The following is an 18,638-nucleotide window of genomic DNA, read 5'->3' as shown; positions in this document are numbered from 1 at the left end:
TGAAAACAAAGGCGGTATTTTAACGGAAATCAACTAAATTTTTGCGGGTTTTGAGAAATTAAATGCTCTAAAAGTAGAGTTTTGCCAGATTTTATATTTAATTGAAATGGTGTTGTTTAAACGCTGCAAATTAAATAATTAGAACAGAATGGTTACGCTTATAGATTATTTAGGATTTTAATAAATTTATATAAAACAAGTATTTATCAAATTAGTCGAAGTGTTAAATAATGTTGTCAAAATGATAATGCCAAGTTGGTATTTAATACCTGTCGTCTGATTAATTTACCGTTAATATTCAATAGAAATATTACTCACTTGAAGCGTATATCATATGGTTTGAGGGTTAATATCAGGCAAGTAGTAGATGTTTGTTATGACTAATAAATAATAATTTTGCGCGCTTTTATGGGTTAGTAGATTCGCGTTTTGAAAAATTTAAACCATTATAATCAAATAAATAGGAGCTTAAAATGCTAAAGTTTCGTAGCTTGTTATGGGGGTTGTTGCCAGTAACCATGTTGGTTGGTTGTGCGCATCAACAAAAAGAAACGTGGGTTGACACAACTGAAACCGTTTACAGTACCGATGTGCCGGAAGGTCGCTCTTCAGTGGTGTTCTACCGACAAGCCAATGCATTGGAAGGATCTACTGTGAATATTTACGTAAATGGTGAATATTCAGGATCTTTGCAGCCTAATGCTTACCGTCAAGAATTGATTTGTGCACAAAACCAAAAATTCTTTGCGGACTTTACTCGCCAAGACGCAGCATACTATAAAAAAGCCAATTCAGGTGATTACTACAATCTGCCTGAATCCACAGTTTCTTTCTTTAAAGTTGTCGATAATGGCCGCGGTCAACCTGTTCTACAAAGCGTGACACCTGAGCAAGCTGAAGCAGAAATGAAAGGTGTAAAACGTCAAAATCACACATTATCCCGTGTGGTCAGTCCTGCTAAATGTGCGCAAGTGTTGAAGAAATACAATTTGGAAGCTTCTGCATTATTTAAATTTGACCGTTCCGACTATAAAGACATGTTGGAAAAAGGTAAACAAGAAATCGCTGCCGTATCTGCAGATATTCGTGAAAACAAAGCCAAAGTAAACAGCATTGAAGTTATTGGTCATACCGATCCAGAAGGTAAACCAGCTTATAACCAAGGCTTGTCTGTTCGTCGTGCTGAGACTGTAAAACGTGCGTTGGGTGAAAGCGGTTTGGATACTAACCTGATTTCTGCTCAAGGCCGTGGCACTCAAGAATTGCTGATCAACGACTGCCGCAAACGTTTCCCTACAAACGCCAAGGCTCGTAAGGAATGTGACCAACCTAACCGTCGTGTAGAAATCATTCTACACGGTGAGAAATAATTAACTATAAAAGGTACTTAAAATGTCTAAAAACATTACGTTAAAAATCAATAACGCTAAAGAAACCGTCGAAACCGTTCAATTTCAGACGGCCTCTGGTGAAGTATTGCGCATTCCTGCTCAAGCCAAGGTGAACTACCAGTTTATCGATGAGGCGACTCAATTTGGTCCTGAAAATATCATGACCAAGCGTGTCGGTGATAACTTGGAAGTGGCTTTTGAAGGTTCTGATATCAGCAATCCTGACCTGATTATTGAAGGTTACTACTCAAGCGAAACCGATGCTTCTAAGAGCAGCCTATTAATCGGTCAACACGAAAACGGCGGTATGTATCCATACGTTCCAGAAAGTGCTGAACCTGCTGATGCCGTGACGATGTTGGCTGAAGAAGTTGAGGCAGGCCAAGCTTTGGGCGGTGAAATCATTAACAGCTTGTGGGCGCCAAATCCTTTGTGGTTGTTGGCATTGTTGCCACTGGGTGCAGCAGCTGCGGCACTCGCGAAAAATGATGACGATGATAAAGACAATAAAGCGTTTATTACCGTTGATGCGCCTAATGATCCTTCTAATGCCAAGCCTACCATTACTGGCACCGTTGATGATGTAGAGCCGGGTCAAGTAGTGACTTTGACCATTACCGATTCTAATGGTGATACTCAAATTGTGACCACTACTGTGCAAGAAGACAGCACTTATTCAGTTGAAGTGCCGAATGAATTGCCTGATGGTCCATATCGTGTTGACGCTGTTGTAGCGGATAAAGCTGGCAATGTTGCCAAAGCAAGCGACTCAAGCGTAATCGATGCAGTTGTATCGCTGACTGTAGATGCGCCGGATGAGGTTTCAACCGACAATACACCTGAAATTACTGGTACTTCTGATGCGATTGGTCAAATCGTTACTTTGACGATTACGGATTCTGAAGGTGTGACGCATACCTTGACTGTGCCGGTAAATGAAGAAGGCGAATATTTTATCCAGGTGCCTGATGAGTTGCCTGATGGTAAATACACTGTTGAAGCAACGGTATCTAATCCTGCTGGCAAAACGGCTACTGCAACAGATGAAGGCGAAATTGACACAACTGCGGTGATTACGGTTGACGCGCCAGATTTGACTAATGACAACACACCTTTGATTACCGGTACCACTACCGACGTAGAAGAAGGCCAAGTGGTGACATTGACCATTACCGACGCGAACGGCGAGACCCAAGTGGTGACCACGACTGTGAAAGCAGACGGCACGTACGAAGTTGAAGTACCGAACGAATTGCCGGACGGTAACTACACCGTTGATGCCAAAGTGACCGACAAAGCCGGTAACGAAGCCGAAGCCCGTGACGACAACGGTGGGAAAGGTAACGTCATCGATACGACTGCACCGGTGATCACCGTAGACGTACCAGAAACCGGTAACGACACCACACCGACCATTACCGGTACGACTGACGCACCGGAAGGTTCAATCGTGACCCTGACGGTGACTGATGCCAATGGTGAAACCCAAGTGGTGACCACCACTGTGAAAGCAGACGGCACATACGAAGTGGATGTACCGAACGAATTGCCGGAAGGCGAAGTGAGCGTTGTGGCTGAAGTTGAAGACGAAGCCGGCAACAAAGGCACTGCGGAAGACAAAGGCATTATCGATACGACTGCCCCAGTGATTACCGTAGACGTACCGGACAACAGCAACAACACGACTCCGACCATCACCGGTACCACCGATGAACCGGAAGGCACTGTAGTGACAGTGACGGTGACCGACGCGAACGGCGACACCCAAGTGGTGACCACCACCGTTAAAGACGACGGCACCTTCGAGGTAGAAGTACCGGAAGAATTGCCAGAAGGTCCAGTTAAAGTGACTGCCGAAGTAGAAGATCCTGCCGGCAACAAAGGTAAGGCTGACGACGAAGGCACCGTCGACACGACTGCACCGGCGATTACCGTAGATGCACCGGACAACAGCAACGACAACACCCCAACCATTACCGGTACAACTGACGCACCGGAAGGTTCAGTGGTGACCCTGACTGTGACCGACGCGGCTGGTGAAACCCAAGTGGTGACCACCACTGTGAAAGCAGACGGCACGTACGAAGCAGACGTACCGGCAGAATTGGCCGACGGCGACTACGAAGTAGTGGCTGAAGTGACCGATGAAGCAGGTAACAAAGCGACCGCGACCGACACCGGTTCAGTAGACACGACTGCAGCGATTACCGTAGAAGCACCGGATTTGAGCAATGACAACACACCTTTGATTACCGGTACCACTACCGACGTAGAAGAAGGCCAAGTGGTGACATTGACCATTACCGACGCGAACGGCGAGACCCAAGTGGTGACCACGACTGTGAAAGCAGACGGCACGTACGAAGTTGAAGTACCGAACGAATTGCCGGACGGTAACTACACCGTTGATGCCAAAGTGACCGACAAAGCCGGTAACGAAGCCGAAGCCCGTGACGACAACGGTGGGAAAGGTAACGTCATGTAGAAACTAGTAGCGTTGTTTACAGTATTTCCAGGAGAATACTGAAACATGAACATGCACAAAAACACCCGTCTCACCCCGCACCACCGCCAAGCCATTTGGCTGGCCTACACGCAGGAAAAGGAAAGCGTCACCTCCCTGGCACGCCGCTACCAAGTCAGCCGCGTCACCATTTACCGCGCACTTAAAGCCGCAAGAGGCAGATTGCTCAAACCCCAAACCAGTACCAACAACCGTTTCAAACAGGCAAAGTACGGAATGAAACGCCTGGCCAAGGTAGAACGCGGCATTCAGGAAAAACTCAAAAGGCAGGCCAAACGCTACAATAAATCCTATCCCGGAGAGCTGGTACATCTCGATACCAAACGGCTGCCGCTGCTCAAAGGGCAGAAAGCCACCGATAAGCGGGATTACCTGTTTGTCGCCATTGACGATTTCTCAAGGGAGCTATACGCCGCCATTTTGCCGGACAAAACCGCAGACAGTGCTGCCAAGTTTCTGACCGAACACCTGATTGATCCCTGCCCATACCTGATTGAGTGCGTTTACTCCGACAACGGTACGGAATATAAAGGCTCAGCCAACCATGCTTTCGGTGTAGCCTGTTATGAGAACGGGATTGGTCAAAAGTTTACCCGGGTTGCCCGTCCGCAGACCAACGGTAAGGCGGAACGGATTATCCGCACCCTGATGGAGATGTGGCATGAGAAACAGTTGTTTGACAGTCCGGAACACCGGCGAAAGGAGTTGTGCCGCTTTGTTAATTTCTATAACACTGTGAAGCCGCACCGCAGTTTGAACGGCGATACGCCGTTTGAGGTCTTGCAGGCTTATTTTTCTCAACTTGTGGTGTAAACAACGCGATGATTTCCTACATCTGGATGATTTTGAACATACAATAGAGATCACCAAAAGGCCGTCTGAAACCCTATTCATTTAAAAAAGATTTCAGACGGCCTGAAACCTTTATAAAACGCCAGACCCACCAATAAAAAACAAAAAACGCCGTCATTCCCGTGCAGGCAGGAATCCATCTCAACGTTTAAGAACCCTGTTTTATTCAATAGAGCTTGCTATGCTGAAAAATGGATTCCCGCCTGCACGGAAATGACGGCGTTTTTTTATTCGCGGACGTTTAAAGAGATTTTGCAAAGGCCTCAGCTTGTCTGCCGATAAAAGCTAACTAAAAGGCCGTCTGAAACCAAATTTGTTTCAGACGGCCTTTTATCTTATTTGCTTTATTTAAACCATTTAGCCAATGCCGGAATGCGTGACAACAGTACAAAATCTAGCACCGCAATCAGCAGAATGGCAATGATGGCGGTAGGGAAGAGCAGCGCCACCAGCAGAAGCGGCAATGCCATTGCCCAGCACACCGGTAATTCTGCTTTGCTTGATGGCGGATTCAAACCGACGGCGTGGCTCGGGCGACGCTTCCACCACATCACAAAACCGCTGATACACATCAAAATCACCGCCAAACAAAATGCCACATTGGCCGCGACACTCCACCAGCCCAGCGTGCCCATGTGCAGGGCGATGCTGACCGCCATGAATTTGCCGAATGCGTTGTAATCATCGTAGTGGATGTCGGCCAACTGCTTGCCGCTGTATTGGTCGAGATGCACGGTTCGGTCGATAAACGGGCTGTTGGCATCGTAGCTCATCGAATCTTGCGACAGCGTCCACACGCCTGTTTCGCCTTGTGGCAGATTCAATTGATAGCGGCCTTGAAAACCAATTTCGCGTGCGTAGCGGTCAACCGTTTCCAGTGTCATCGGTTCGTCGGGGTGAATGCCGTCTGTGCCTAGAGTGGTGCCCGATTGCGGCATGGGCGTCAGCTCCAGCACCCATGGCACTTCTTTGGTTTTACCGTCATTTAATAACTCGCCGTAAGTCACGACATCAGATTCGGGGTTGGGTGCCACGCCCCATTTACCTGCCGGAAACTGGCTCCAAGCCTGCACCGCCTTACCGCCCCAAATACCGGCCCACGCAATGCCCGATAAGCAGAACAACAATAAAATCAGCGAAATCCACGCGCCGACTGCGCCGTGAATATTACGCCAAGCGGAGCGGCCGGAAGTGAGTTTCGGCAACAGCATATTTTTCAGACTGCCTTGTTTGCGCCACCATAAATAAATGCCGGTGATAATCAGCAAAATGGTTAACGATGCCGCGGTTTCCAATAAATAATCGCCAAACGTGCCGAGCAGAATATCGCTGTGGATTTCATCCATCAAATGATACCAATCCTGATTGCGCGGAAACACTTTTACTGGCTGCGCTGTGTAAGGATCAATCGCCACCATCATGGCCTTGCCGTCGTCGTTGACCCGAAATACTGCCACCATATCGTCGGTGCGCGGGGCAATGTATTGCACCACCGACGCGGTTTCCGACTGCAAGGCGCTGCGCGCCGCTTCGGCTTGCACCGACAAAGGTTGCACCACAGCTTGCGGGGTAACATGAATCCGTTCGCCTTCGCGGCCGCTGATGTTGGCAAACAGCAGCATGGCCAAGCCGGTGGCAGCCAGTAAGATTAAAAAAGGCGCGACAAAAAAGCCGGCATAAAAATGCCAACGCCACACAGTGAGATAACGGCGGTTGGCTGGTTGCGCCATATCCGGCGCGGTAGGGGTGGGGGTCATGTGGTTTCCCGTTGCATTAAAAGCGGGCTATTATAGTGATGGCTTGGTTGGCGATGAATACAATTACCATAAAAATGCGAACAAATCTGATATAAGACAAATTTATTCGCTAATATGGCTATATTCTGCTGAATTTAGAATATATATTCTTATTTTCAAACAAGGTTTGTTTTATCATTGATATTTCATATTTTATCTATGAGGCCGTCTGAAAATAAACCGTCAATCAGGGTTCAGACGGCCTTATAATCCATTATCATCTTTTATCTACTTGAGCCCGTGCCATGTTTTACCTTTATCAATCCAACCGTCTCGAATCGCTCGCCGCTTTGTTTAGCCGCATTCAGCAGCTTCAGCCCTTGAAACACGCGTTGACGGCGGAAGAAATTATCGTGCAAAGCCAAGGCATGCGCCGTTATTTGAGCAGCTATTTGGCGAAAGAACTGGGCGTGGCAGCGAACCTGAAATTCAGTCTGCCGGCCGGTTTGACATGGCGCTTGATGCGCGAGCTGATTCCCGACGTGCCTGCGCTCAGCCCGTTTTCACCCGAAGTGATGCGCTGGCGGCTGTTGGCATTGTTCCGCAGCAAAGCGTTTCAGACGGCGCCAGAATTTGAAATTGTGCGTAACAAGCTGCAAAGCTATTTACGCAGTGGCGAATCGGCGGATTATCATTTGGCCGGACAATTAGCCGATATTTTCGACCAATATTTGGTGTACCGTCCGCAATGGATTGATGCATGGCAGGAAGGCAAGCTGCTGGATTTGGGCGAAGATGAAATCTGGCAGGCGCAATTGTGGCGTTTTCTGGACGACGGCAGACAAACCGCGCCGCACCGCGTGGCCTTGTGGGAAACCTTGCTGGCCAATTTGTCGCCGCAAAACCTGCCCGAACGCTTTTTCGTGTTCGGCATATCCACTATGGCGCCGATGTATTTGCAGCTTTTGCAAGCCATTTCAGAGCATTGTGATGTGTTTGTGTTCGCGCTCAATCCGAGCGAGCAGCATTGGGGCAATGTGATTGAAGCGGCGCAAATTTTGAAAAGCAGCGATGATGTCGATTTGAGCCAAACCGGCCATCCGCTGCTGGCTTCATTGGGCAAGCAGGGGCGTGATTTCTTTGATTTTCTGTCGGAAATCGAGATGGAAACGCCGGTGTACGAAACCGAAAGCAGCGGCGAAGCGACCTTGCTGCACCGTTTGCAAAACGACATTCAAACCTTATCGCTGCCGTCTGAAAACGAGGCAGAAAAGGGCGATGCGCTGCTTTCAGACGGCTCTGTCCGCGTGGTGTCGGCACACAGCCCCTTGCGTGAGCTGCAAATTTTGAAAGACCAACTGCTGCACATTTTGCACGAGCATCCCGATTGGCAGCCGCACGACATCGCCGTGCTGACCCCGAATATCGAGCCGTATAGCCCGTTTATCGAAGCCGTGTTCGGCCGCGCGGCAGACGGCACGCAAGCCTTGCCGTATTCCATTTCCGATGTGAAGCTCAGCCGCCGTCAGCCGCTTTTTTACGCGTTGGAACAAGTATTGGCCTTGCTGGAAAGCCGCTTTGAAGTGGATAAAGTGCTGCCGCTGCTCGACAGCCATTTGGTGCAAAACCGCTTTGAAATCAGCGAAGAAGATTTGCCGCTGCTGCACGACACCATCGCCGAACTCAACGTGCATTGGGGTTTGGATGGCAAGATGCGCGGCGCGGCGGATGATTTGTTTACTTGGCAGCAGGCTTTGTCGCGCTTGGTGCTGGGCTGGATGCTGCCCGCAGGCGGCGACGGCATGTGGCAAAACGTCAGCGCGTGGCACGGCGATGTCAACCAATTGGCCGTGTTCAGCCGCTTCACCGCTTTTATGCAGACCTTGGCTAACACCGCGCAAACATGGCAAACCGCCACCACAGTCGATGAATGGATTGAACGCATACGCCAATTGCGCGACGGCTTATTTGCCTTGGGCGACGACGACCAATACGCCGCGCAGCAATTCGAGCAAGCCTTGGTGAAATGGCAGGAAGAAGTGGCATTATCAGGGTTTTCAGACGGCCTGTTGCCGCAGCACACCGTTATCCGCCACATCAGCCGCTTTTTGAGCAGCGAGAGCCAAGCCGGTTTTTTGCGTGGCGGCATGACCTTTTGCAGCATGGTGCCGATGCGCAGCCTGCCGTTTAAAGTATTGTGTTTATTGGGTTTGAATGATGGCGATTTTCCGCGCAACACCAAGCCGACCGTGTTCGACTTGATTGCCAAACACCCGAAAAAAGGCGACCGCGCCCGCCGTGATGACGACCGCTATCTGTTTCTCGAAGCCATCATCAGCGCGCGCGAGATTCTGTATTTGTCGTATGTCGGCCGCAGCATTGTCAACGATGCCGAGCTGGCGCCATCGGCCTTATTGAGCGAACTCATCGACACCATCGCCGAAATGACCGGAAAACGCAGCAAAGATTTGCTGGCAAACTGGGTGTGCCAACATCCGTTGCAAGCCTTTTCCACGCGCTATTTCCAATTGCAAGATTCTGTCAAGCTTATCAGCACACGCAGCGATTACGCCCAAGCCCTGAACGAAGCGGCACACAGGCCGTCTGAAAAAATGGCACCGTTTTTCAAGCAACCTTTGGGCAATGAAGCCGAACCGCCTGCTATCGTCACGCAAAACGAATTTATCGGCTTTTGGAAAAATCCGGTCAAAGCATGGCTGCGCCAAACCTTGGGCTGGCGCGAGCCCTATCGCGATGAAGCATGGGAATCGGCTGAGCCGTTCGAGCCGGAGCAGGGCGAAAAAATTGCCGATGCGTATCTGGAAGCGCGCCGGCAGCGGCAGGATTTTGCCAGCGTTGAAACCAAGCTCAATGCCGAGAGCCTGTTGCCTACCGGTGAACTGGGCAGCTTGTGGCAGCAGCGTTTCCAAGCCGCCGCCAAACAGCTCGACCAAGATTTGCTCGAAAGCCCGAAAGTACCGCCGGTGGCTTACGAATTGGTATTCGATCAGCAAACCCTAAGCGGCAGCCTGAACCATGTGTATCAATGCGGCCAAATCATGTTCCGCAACAAAAAGCTTAACGCCCCCGAGCGCATTGCCTTGCTGCTGGAGCATGTGTTGTTCAATGCCGTGAGGCCGTCTGAAAGCGAAAGTGGCCAAAGCTATTTTGTATCGAACGACGAAACCGTGGTCTATCCCGAAATCGACCGCCACACCGCCCATGACATCCTGCAAACATGGCTCGAATACTACAACATCGGCCAACACCGCCCCTTGCCGTTTTTCGCCAAAACCAGCTTGGCTGCTGCCCAAGCCTACCTGAAAAAACAAGAATGGGAAGCCGCACAATCCGCTGCAGCGGGTGCGTATTTCGGCAACAAAATGAACCCGGGGCAGGGTAGCTATACCGAAGTGGCTTTGGTATTCGGCCACGATGATGAATCGCCGCTGGATACGCCCTTGTTTGAAAATCTGATTATTGAAATGTTGGTGCCGCTGCTGATTGCGGTTTCAACATCGAAAGAAGCATAAGTAGGCATGAGGCCGTCTGAAAGACGAAATCGGTTTTCAGACGGCCTTGTTTAATGTAAAAGTGTTTGGAAAAACTGCTTAAAAATTGTACAATCACAGCCCTTTCAAACACGGCGGCAACCATGCAAATCGGCGCATATTCCATTGACACCCCCATCGCACTTGCACCCATGGCAGGCATTACCGACAAGCCTTTCCGCCGTTTGTGCCGCGAGTTTGGCGCGGGTTGGGCGGTGTGCGAAATGGTCACCAGCGATCCCGAGTTGCGTCACACCAAAAAGACCTTACGCCGCAGCGATTTTTCCGATGAAAACGGCACGGTGGCGGTGCAGATTCTTGGCAATGTGCCTCAAGTGATGGCCGAAGCCGCGCGTTATAATGTTGAGCTTGGCGCACAAGTGATTGATATCAATATGGGTTGTCCCGCCAAGAAAGTGTGTAATGTATTGGCGGGCAGCGCTTTGTTGAAAGATGAAAAACTGGTGGCCGAGATTTTGCAGGCAGTGGTGCAGGCGGTGAATGTGCCGGTAACCTTGAAAACGCGTTTGGGCTGGCACGACGACCATCAAAACCTGCTCACCATCGCCCAAATCGCCGAAGATGCCGGTATTGCCGCATTGGCGGTGCATGGCCGCACGCGCACACAGATGTATCAAGGCGAGGCGCGTTACGAATTGATTGCCGAAGCCAAAAGCCGTCTGAACATACCGCTGTGGGTCAACGGCGACATCACTTCACCGCAAAAAGCCGCTGAAGTGTTGCGGCAAACCGGTGCCGACGGCGTGATGATTGGCCGTGGCGCACAAGGCCAGCCGTGGTTGTTTCGCGATTTGAAACATTTCGCCGAACACGGCACGCTGCCCGAAGCCTTGCCGCTGAAGCAATGCAGCGACACCGTGCTCGCCCATATCCGCGCCATGCACGAATTTTATGGCGAACAAAGCGGCTTAAGAATCGCGCGCAAACACATCGGCTGGTATCTCGACCCCATGCCCGAAGGCATGGAAACCCGCCGCGAAATCAACCGCTTGGATTCCGCTGCGGCGCAGTATGATGCGCTGGCGGCTTATTTGGATAAACTACCTGAAAAGACCGATGCTTGGGTGTGTGCTTATCGTTGATTCATACAAATAGCGAATAAGCAAAGTGCCACCCTCTTCCTAGCCCTCTTTCACCAGACGGGAGAGGGGACAGGTTACTGTTGATGGATAAACTGCTGTTTGGCCGTTTGAAATTTTATCAGGCTGCGCCGTAAAACTTCGCCGTTCACGGCGGAGATATAAGGCGCGGACTGCGTAGCAGTCCTAAAACCGTTGATATTCAGTTAATCAGGCGTTTTCTGCTGTTCAATATACTGCCGAATAATCGTAATCGGCGCACCACCACAGCTACCTGCAAAATAAGACGGCGACCACAACGCACCGCCCCATAATTTTTGTTTGATGCTTGGATAATTTTTCTGTCTAATCATGCGGCTAGATACACCTTTCAAGCTGTTCACCAGTTTTGAAATAGACACTTTGGGCGGATAGTTCACAAGTAAATGAACATGGTCATCTTCGCCGTCAAATTCCACCAGTTGCGCTTCAAAATCGGTGCAGACGCTCTCAAAAATACCGCGCATATCGTCCAAAATTTCTTTTGTGAACACTTTTCGGCGATATTTTGCGACAAATACCAAATGTACATGAAGATTAAAAACAACGTGCCGACCACGTCTTAAATCAGTTTCTTTTTCCATAGACCAAGTGTAAAATTGCTAAAAATTCCATTATCCATGAAATCATGTTAATACTCAAAACATTCAAATTTGAACTGATGCCAAACGGCGAGCAAATCCGCAAAATGAAACAATTTTGCGGTTGTTCGCGTTTCGTATTCAATCGTGCTTTGGCGTATCAAAACGAACAATATCAACAAGATAATTCGTTCAAATTTAGCTACACCAAAATCGCAAATTTGCTGCCTGAATGGAAACGAGAATTAGACTGGCTAAAAGACTGCCACAGCCAAGTTTTGCAGCAAAGTTTGAAAGACTTGGAAAGCGCATTCAAAAACTTCTTTGCCAAACGCGCAGATTTCCCCAAATTCAAACGCAAAGGCGAAAAAGACAGTTTCCGCTTTCCGCAAGGCTGTAAATTGGAGCAGCAAAATAATCGTATCTATTTGCCCAAAATCGGTTGGGTGCGCTATCGCAACAGCCGACACGTTTCAGGCAGCCTGAAAAACGTAACCGTATCGCAAAAATGCGGTAAATGGTTTGTATCTATGCAAACCGAAACCGAGCAGGAAATCGCGCAGCCAAACGGTGGCGAAACTGGGATTGATATGGGTGTTGCCAAATTTGCAACATTGTCCAATGGTCAGTTTTTTGAGCCAATCAACGCATTCAAAACGTTGAAAGGCAAACTAGCAAAACTGCAAAAACAGTTCAAACACAAAACCAAATTCAGCAAAAACTGGCAGAAACTGAAAGCAAAAATCAGCCGTTTGCACCACAAAATCAGCAATATCCGTAAAAACTACCTGCACCAAATCAGCAGCGCAATCAGCCAAAACCACGCGATTGTGTATGTGGAAGATTTGCAGGTGGCGAATATGTCCAAATCCGCTAAAGGCAACGCCGTGCAGCATGGAAAAAACGTTGCTGCCAAATCAAGCTTAAACCGTGCGATTTTAGACCAGTCTTGGTTTGAGTTTCGCCGTCAGTTGGACTATAAGCTGTTGTGGCGCGGTGGGCATTTGGTGGCTGTTCCGCCACAAAATACCAGTCGTTGTTGCCCAGCTTGCGGACATACTGCCAAAGATAACCGTCAAACACAGGCAAACTTTGAATGTGTGCAATGTGGCTATCAAAACAATGCGGATATTGTGGGTGCAATCAATGTGTTAAAGCGCGGTCAAGAGATTTTGGCAGCGCAAAAGTAAAATGAAGTTTCAGGGCAGGACGTGCCCGTAGCGTCTGTGAAGTGAACCGTGCAGTAAGGCGGTCAGCAGCAGAAACCCACCGAAGCGATTTGTGAATGGCTCAATGCCGTTCACAAATCGCCGTAGGAATTCCCTCCCTTCAGGGAGGGAAGGACGTCAATGAAACAGAATCTTTCAGACGGCCTCAATCAGATTGGTTACTTAATCGAGCTGTTCTTTGGCTCCGCTATCTCTGAAACTAGCGAATCCGTCCCCTCTCCCGTCTGGCGGAAGAGGGCTAGGGAGAGGGTGGTTCGATAAACAACGACACACCTTCAATGCCGTCTGAAACATCAAACACCCCATAAGGACAATCATGGATTTTTGGCAAGGTTTTTGGCTCATTACCGGCGTACATTTTTTGGCCTGCATGTCGCCCGGCCCTGATTTTGTGTTGGTGTCGCAGCAATCCTTAAGTCGTGGCCGTGCGGCAGGTTTGCTGACGGCGTTGGGCATTGCGCTGGGTTTTGGCGTGCACATCGTTTATTCGGTGTTGGGCTTGGTCACTGTGGTGGCGCAATCGGCGACTTTGCTGACCGTGATTAAAATCGTCGGCGGCCTGTATCTGATTTATATCGGCTACAAAGGGCTGACAGCCAAAGCAGCAGGCGAAGTGGCCGAAATCCGTGCCGAAAAAATGGTGGCCGAATCGGCTTGGAAAATCATTTGGCGCGACGTGTTGTGTAATGTGCTGAACCCGAAAGCGGTGGTGTATATGCTGTCGCTGTTTACCGTGGTGTTGTCGCCGACCACGCCGCTGTGGCAAATGGCGGCTTACGGCGCTTGGATGACGCTGATGCTGTTTGTCTGGTTTGGTTTGGTGGCCTTGATGTTGTCGGTGCCGGCAGTCAACCGCCGTTTCCAGCGTTTTGGCCATTGGATAGACCGCGTGTGTGGCGGCGCATTGGCATTATTGGGGATTAAAGTGATGGGCGGTAGCTAGTGAGGCCGTCTGAAAACAATGTGAAAAGAAAAGAGCAAACGATGAAAACGCAAACAGTCGATATCGCGCAATGTGTGGCGCAAAATTTAAAACAATATTTCAAAGATTTGGCCGGTGAAACGCCGGTGGGCGTGTACGATATGGTGCTGCACCAAGTGGAAAAACCCATGCTGCAATGCGTGATGGACGAATGCAACGGCAACCAATCCAAAGCCGCCGCCATGCTGGGCTTGAACCGCAATACCTTGCGCAAAAAATTATTACAGCACGGGTTGCTGGACGATTAAAACCAAAACAGGCCGTCTGAAAACGATTATTGCGTTTTCAGACGGCCTGTTGACCATCCAAATAAACAGGGAAACCAAATGAGCATCACCATCTGCCCCATGCAGGAGACAGACATCGAACAAGTGTGGCCGCTTATGCGCGATTTGGCCGTGTTTGAACACTATATCGACAGCTTTGCCATCACACCGCAAATCGTGAAAGAGCGCGGTTTTGACAAACAACCGCCCGATTTTCACTGCTTGGTTGCCGATTCAGACGGCCTGATTGGCGGCATGTTGGTGTATTACTTTTTAAACTACACCGCGCAAAACCAACCGGCGGTGTACATCAAAGAATTATACGTCTCTGAAAATTTCCGCAACCAAAAAATCGGCGAAAAGCTGATGCACGCTTTATATGCCGAAGCTAAGGCCAAAGGCTGCGGCCAAATCAAATGGACCGTCGCCGCATGGAATGATGCCGGACAACGTTTCTACCAACGCTTAGGCGCGGCAGAAGACAAAGAATGGCTGAATTATGCGTGGAAAGTCGAGTAATCAACAGGCCGTCTGAAAACAGATTTTCAGACGGCCTGTTGTGTATCGTTTGCAGCAAATTGTTTACAATTCCCACAAAAATAGCGCGGTCGATACTGCAAAAAAACGTAAAATAGGCGATAATACGGCCTGACCGATTTGCGCCGTCGCGCCCCTGTTTCAGACGGCCTCTTCAATTAACCCAACTCAAAAAGGAATCCGAATGGCAACCGTAAAACGTGCCCTGATCAGCCTGTCCGACAAAACCGGCGTGGTTGAATTTGCCCAAACTTTAACCCGACTGGGCGTGGAAATCTTATCCACCGGCGGTACTGCGAAATTATTGGCAGACGCCGGTGTTCCTGTTATTGAAGTGGCCGATTACACCGGCTTTCCCGAAATGCTCGACGGCCGCGTGAAAACGCTGCATCCGAAAATCCACGGCGGTATTTTGGGTCGCCGCGATTTGCCTGAGCATGTCGCCAAAATGGAAAAACACGGCATCGGCAACATCGATTTGGTGTGTGTGAACCTGTATCCGTTTGCCGCCACCATCGCCAAGCCGAATTGCACGCTGGAAGATGCGATTGAAAACATCGACATCGGCGGCCCGACCATGGTGCGTTCTGCCGCGAAAAACTGGAAACACGTTGCCATCGTCACCGATACCGCTGATTTTGCCGACATCGCTGCCGAATTGGAAAACAACGGCGGCGCATTGAGCGACAAAACCCGTTTCAACCTGTCGCGCAAAGCCTTCAGCCACACCGCGCAATACGACGGCATGATTTCCAACTACCTGACCGCCTTGGCCGACGACAAATTGAGCGGCGAGCCGGCAGCGGGCGATTTCCCGAGCCAGTTCAACCAAAGCTGGATTAAAGTGCAAGACATGCGCTATGGCGAAAATCCGCACCAAAAAGCTGCGTTTTACCGCGACCTGTATCCGGCAGCCGGCAGCTTGAGCGCCTACCGTCAATTGCAGGGCAAAGAATTGTCGTACAACAACATCGCCGATTCCGATGCCGCTTGGGAAGCCGTAAAATCCTTCGACCAACCGGCCTGCGTGATTGTGAAACACGCCAATCCGTGCGGCGTGGCCGTGGCTGCCAACACCTTGGATGCCTACCGTTTGGCCTATGCCACCGACACCACCAGCGCGTTTGGCGGCATCATCGCCTTCAACCGCGAAGTGGACGGCGCAACGGCGAAACAAATCACCGACAACCAATTTATGGAAGTGTTGATGGCGCCGGCGTTTACCGACGAAGCCTTGGAAATCGTTGCCGCCAAGAAAAATGTGCGCGTATTGGAAGTGCCGTTGGAAGAGGGCGCGAACCAATTTGAATTGAAACGCGTCGGCGGCGGCTTGTTGGTGCAAACGCCTGATATCCACAAACTCACCGCAGCCGATTTGAAAGTCGTGACCAAACGCCAGCCGACTGAACAAGAGCTCAATGATTTGCTGTTTGTGTGGAACGTGGCCAAGTTCGTGAAATCAAATGCCATCGTGTTCGGCAAAGGTGGCCAAACCTACGGCATCGGCGCCGGCCAAATGAGCCGCGTGGATTCTACCCGCATCGCTGCCCGCAAAGCGCAAGACGCAAATCTGGAATTAAACGGTGCGTGTGCCGCATCGGATGCTTTCTTCCCGTTCCGCGACGGTATTGATGTGATTGCCGAACAAGGCATCAAAGCGATTATCCAACCGGGCGGCTCTATGCGCGATGAAGAAGTGTTCGCCGCTGCCGACGAACACGGCATCGCAATGGTGATTACCGGTGTGCGCCATTTCCGCCATTAATGTGATGTGAAAGAAAGGCCGTCTGAAAACCATTAGGTTTCAGACGGCCTTGTTGTATGTAGGGCGGGTGTAAACCCGCCATTTTGAAATGTGAATCGTGATGAAAAAGCAGTTTTGAAAATGATGGGTTAACACCCATCCTACAAAATAAAAAAATGCCGTCTGAAAACCCTTTCAGACGGCATGGATTGTTTGTTCTGCCTTAGAACACGTTACGCAAAATCAGGAAGCAGACTACCGAGAGCATCGCGGCAGACGGCAGGGTGATGACCCAAGCCAAGCCGATTGGTTTCATCAATGCCCAGTTGGCGTTGCGGTTGACCAAGCCGATGCCCAATACCGCGCCGACCAGAATGTGTGTGCTCGATACCGGCAAGCCCAATAACGACGCACCCATCACCACCGAAGCGGCGGCCAATTCGGCGGTAAAGCCGGAAGCAGGGTGCATTTCGGCCAAGTTGGTACCGACGGTTTGAATCACTTCTTTACCGATAAACCACAGGCCGACAATCAGGGCGATACCGAATGTGAGCATCGCTACGGCAGGTACAGGCGATTCGGAACCGATTTCACCGGTGCGCAACACGTCCATAATCGCGGCGAACGGACCGATGGCGTTGGCGATGTCGTTGGCGCCGTGGCTGAAAGCGAAGCCGGCAGCGGTAAACACTTGCATCCATGAGAACATCAAAAATGTGGATTTGCCCAAGTCTTTGCGTTTCAAGGTTTTGGCGTAAATAAAGGTTGCCATCCACACCGCCGCCCCAATCATGCCGATCATCAGGAAGTTGCCCACTGTGCCGATGCCTAAGTGTAGGTTTTTCAAGCCTTTGAAAATCAGCATAGAAGCAATCATCATTGCGCCAACCGAAGCAATCAGTGGCACCCAAGATTGCAGCGCTTTGTAGGTATCGATGCTGTTTTTACGGCTGTCTATTTCATGCAAACCTTTGTAGTAGGCCGATTCCAGCTCTTTCGGGTCTAAATCCGGGTCTTCATAAATCTGTACGTCACGCGCCATGGCCGAGGCGGCTTCGATTTTGTCGTGTTCGCTCAAGCGCTCGAAAGCTTCGCGGTGTTGCTCTTTATACAGTTTTTTCTCGTGCTTGATTTGTTTCAAGCGCTCATCGGCAGCGGTGTTGTAATCCAGCACATATTTTTTGATTTGCGAAAACAACACATACGACACCAAACCGCCCAACACCGGCGACAACACCCAAGAAATCGCGATTTGCGCCAAGCGGTCCCACTGCAGCAGCGAGAAAGCATCCGAGCCGCTGCCCAAGAAACCCAAACACAAACCACTGCCGACGATACCGCCAATAATCGAGTGTGTGGTCGATACCGGCCAGCCTTTTTTAGTGGCAAACAGCAGCCACAAAGCGGAAGCAAGCAGGGCGGACATCATGATGTAGACAAACTGCATAGGCTCCAGATCCATCGCTTTTAAGTCGATGATGCCTTTGCGGATGGTGGACGTCACTTCGCCACCGGCAATCACCGCGCCGCTGACTTCAAAAATCGCCGCCACCAATAAGGCTTGCGTGATGGTCAGCGTACCGGCGCCGACCGATGTGCCGAACGAGTTGGCCACGTCGTTGCCGCCGATGTTAAACGCCATAAATACGCCGAACAAAGTCGCCAATAAGAACAGCATGGTGTGGTTGCCGTTGGTATAGCCCATGCCCCACACGATAAAGTAGCCGACCGCGCCGATGAGTAATGCGGCGAATATGGCATTGATTTTTTTAACACTTGCATCAGAAGGAGCCGTGCCCATGATTTTTCCTTATAATAAAATGGAAGCTGTTTGAAACCGCTGCTACTTTAGCGATGTTTTGTGACAGTTCTGTGACAATGTTAAATTTTGTTGATTGCTGTGGTTTTAAAGGTGTTGTATTTGGCGATAAATTAGAAAATTTGATGGAAATACAAATTATTATGAAAAAATTGATGATGATAACTGTGTTAACTTTTGTACTGGCCGGATGCAGCCATACCCACACCGGCGGTTTTTTTGGTGCGTCCAATGGTGGTGCAGCAGGCGGGGTGACGCAGTCTTTTCGTTGGTAATCAATCATTTTA

The 18,638-nt window shown here is 49.9% G+C and carries 14 protein-coding genes; 11 read left to right on the top strand and 3 right to left on the bottom strand.

The features are described 5' to 3' along the window. The first annotated feature begins 473 nt into the window (after positions 1-473). From GJV52_RS02955 to GJV52_RS02945, 3 genes are read left to right on the top strand one after another with little or no spacing between them, the layout of a single operon-like run. The gene (locus GJV52_RS02955; RefSeq protein ID WP_095503786.1) at positions 474-1,370 is read left to right on the top strand and encodes an OmpA family protein; all 897 of its coding nucleotides are present in this window, start codon (positions 474-476) and stop codon (positions 1,368-1,370) included. Between the two features lie 22 nt (positions 1,371-1,392). After that, complete coding sequence (locus GJV52_RS02950; protein ID WP_154212854.1) at positions 1,393-3,876, top strand: Ig-like domain-containing protein; 2,484 nt, start codon at positions 1,393-1,395, stop codon at positions 3,874-3,876. Between the two features lie 45 nt (positions 3,877-3,921). Next, positions 3,922-4,728: an integrase core domain-containing protein gene (locus GJV52_RS02945; RefSeq protein WP_154212853.1), complete on the top strand. Its 807-nt coding sequence runs from the start codon at positions 3,922-3,924 to the stop codon at positions 4,726-4,728. 383 nt (positions 4,729-5,111) lie between these two features. On the opposite strand, the gene GJV52_RS02940 is transcribed toward GJV52_RS02945, so the two are convergent. Next, positions 5,112-6,497: a PepSY-associated TM helix domain-containing protein gene (locus tag GJV52_RS02940; RefSeq protein ID WP_369832060.1), complete on the bottom strand. Its 1,386-nt coding sequence runs from the start codon at positions 6,495-6,497 to the stop codon at positions 5,112-5,114. Between the two features lie 311 nt (positions 6,498-6,808). Between GJV52_RS02940 and recC the strand changes: the two genes are divergently transcribed. After that, entirely contained in the window at positions 6,809-10,036 is a 3,228-nt protein-coding gene (recC, locus tag GJV52_RS02935; protein WP_154212852.1) for an exodeoxyribonuclease V subunit gamma, read from the top strand. Positions 10,037-10,158: 122 nt separating this feature from the next. Further along, positions 10,159-11,157, top strand: coding sequence for a tRNA dihydrouridine synthase DusB (dusB, locus tag GJV52_RS02930; protein ID WP_100564591.1), 999 nt, complete (start codon positions 10,159-10,161; stop codon positions 11,155-11,157). A gap of 203 nt (positions 11,158-11,360) precedes the next feature. Here dusB and tnpA read toward each other — a convergent pair whose 3' ends face one another. Beyond that, positions 11,361-11,777 (bottom strand): IS200/IS605 family transposase, encoded by a 417-nt coding sequence (gene tnpA, locus GJV52_RS02925; RefSeq protein ID WP_095503171.1) that lies wholly within the window; start codon positions 11,775-11,777, stop codon positions 11,361-11,363. A 44-nt stretch (positions 11,778-11,821) separates the two neighbouring features. On the opposite strand from tnpA, the gene GJV52_RS02920 reads away from it, so the two are divergent. From GJV52_RS02920 to purH, 5 genes are all read left to right on the top strand, one after another. Next, a complete protein-coding gene (locus GJV52_RS02920; protein ID WP_095503172.1) occupies positions 11,822-12,964 on the top strand; it encodes an RNA-guided endonuclease InsQ/TnpB family protein in 1,143 nt (380 codons plus the stop codon). Between the two features lie 355 nt (positions 12,965-13,319). Beyond that, positions 13,320-13,946: a LysE family transporter gene (locus tag GJV52_RS02915; RefSeq protein WP_100562383.1), complete on the top strand. Its 627-nt coding sequence runs from the start codon at positions 13,320-13,322 to the stop codon at positions 13,944-13,946. Positions 13,947-13,987: 41 nt separating this feature from the next. Further along, entirely contained in the window at positions 13,988-14,233 is a 246-nt protein-coding gene (locus GJV52_RS02910) for a Fis family transcriptional regulator (protein ID WP_095501972.1), read from the top strand. Positions 14,234-14,311: 78 nt separating this feature from the next. Next, positions 14,312-14,770, top strand: a complete 459-nt coding sequence (locus GJV52_RS02905) for a GNAT family N-acetyltransferase (protein ID WP_100562385.1) — start codon at positions 14,312-14,314, stop codon at positions 14,768-14,770. A gap of 202 nt (positions 14,771-14,972) precedes the next feature. Continuing rightward, positions 14,973-16,553 carry a bifunctional phosphoribosylaminoimidazolecarboxamide formyltransferase/IMP cyclohydrolase gene (gene purH, locus GJV52_RS02900; RefSeq protein ID WP_100562387.1) on the top strand — a complete coding sequence of 527 codons (1,581 nt, stop codon included), beginning with the start codon at positions 14,973-14,975 and terminating at the stop codon, positions 16,551-16,553. Positions 16,554-16,755: 202 nt separating this feature from the next. Here purH and GJV52_RS02895 read toward each other — a convergent pair whose 3' ends face one another. Then, entirely contained in the window at positions 16,756-18,333 is a 1,578-nt protein-coding gene (locus GJV52_RS02895) for an inorganic phosphate transporter (RefSeq protein ID WP_195690062.1), read from the bottom strand. Positions 18,334-18,410: 77 nt separating this feature from the next. On the opposite strand from GJV52_RS02895, the gene GJV52_RS13075 reads away from it, so the two are divergent. Then, positions 18,411-18,626: a hypothetical protein gene (locus GJV52_RS13075; RefSeq protein ID WP_100562389.1), complete on the top strand. Its 216-nt coding sequence runs from the start codon at positions 18,411-18,413 to the stop codon at positions 18,624-18,626. Positions 18,627-18,638: the final 12 nt, after the last annotated feature.

This window comes from Neisseria brasiliensis (genome assembly GCF_009671065.1).
GTDB lineage: Bacteria > Pseudomonadota > Gammaproteobacteria > Burkholderiales > Neisseriaceae > Neisseria > Neisseria brasiliensis.
The sequence above is the reverse complement of the archived record's forward strand: the minus strand, read 5'-3'. Positions and strand labels throughout refer to the sequence as shown.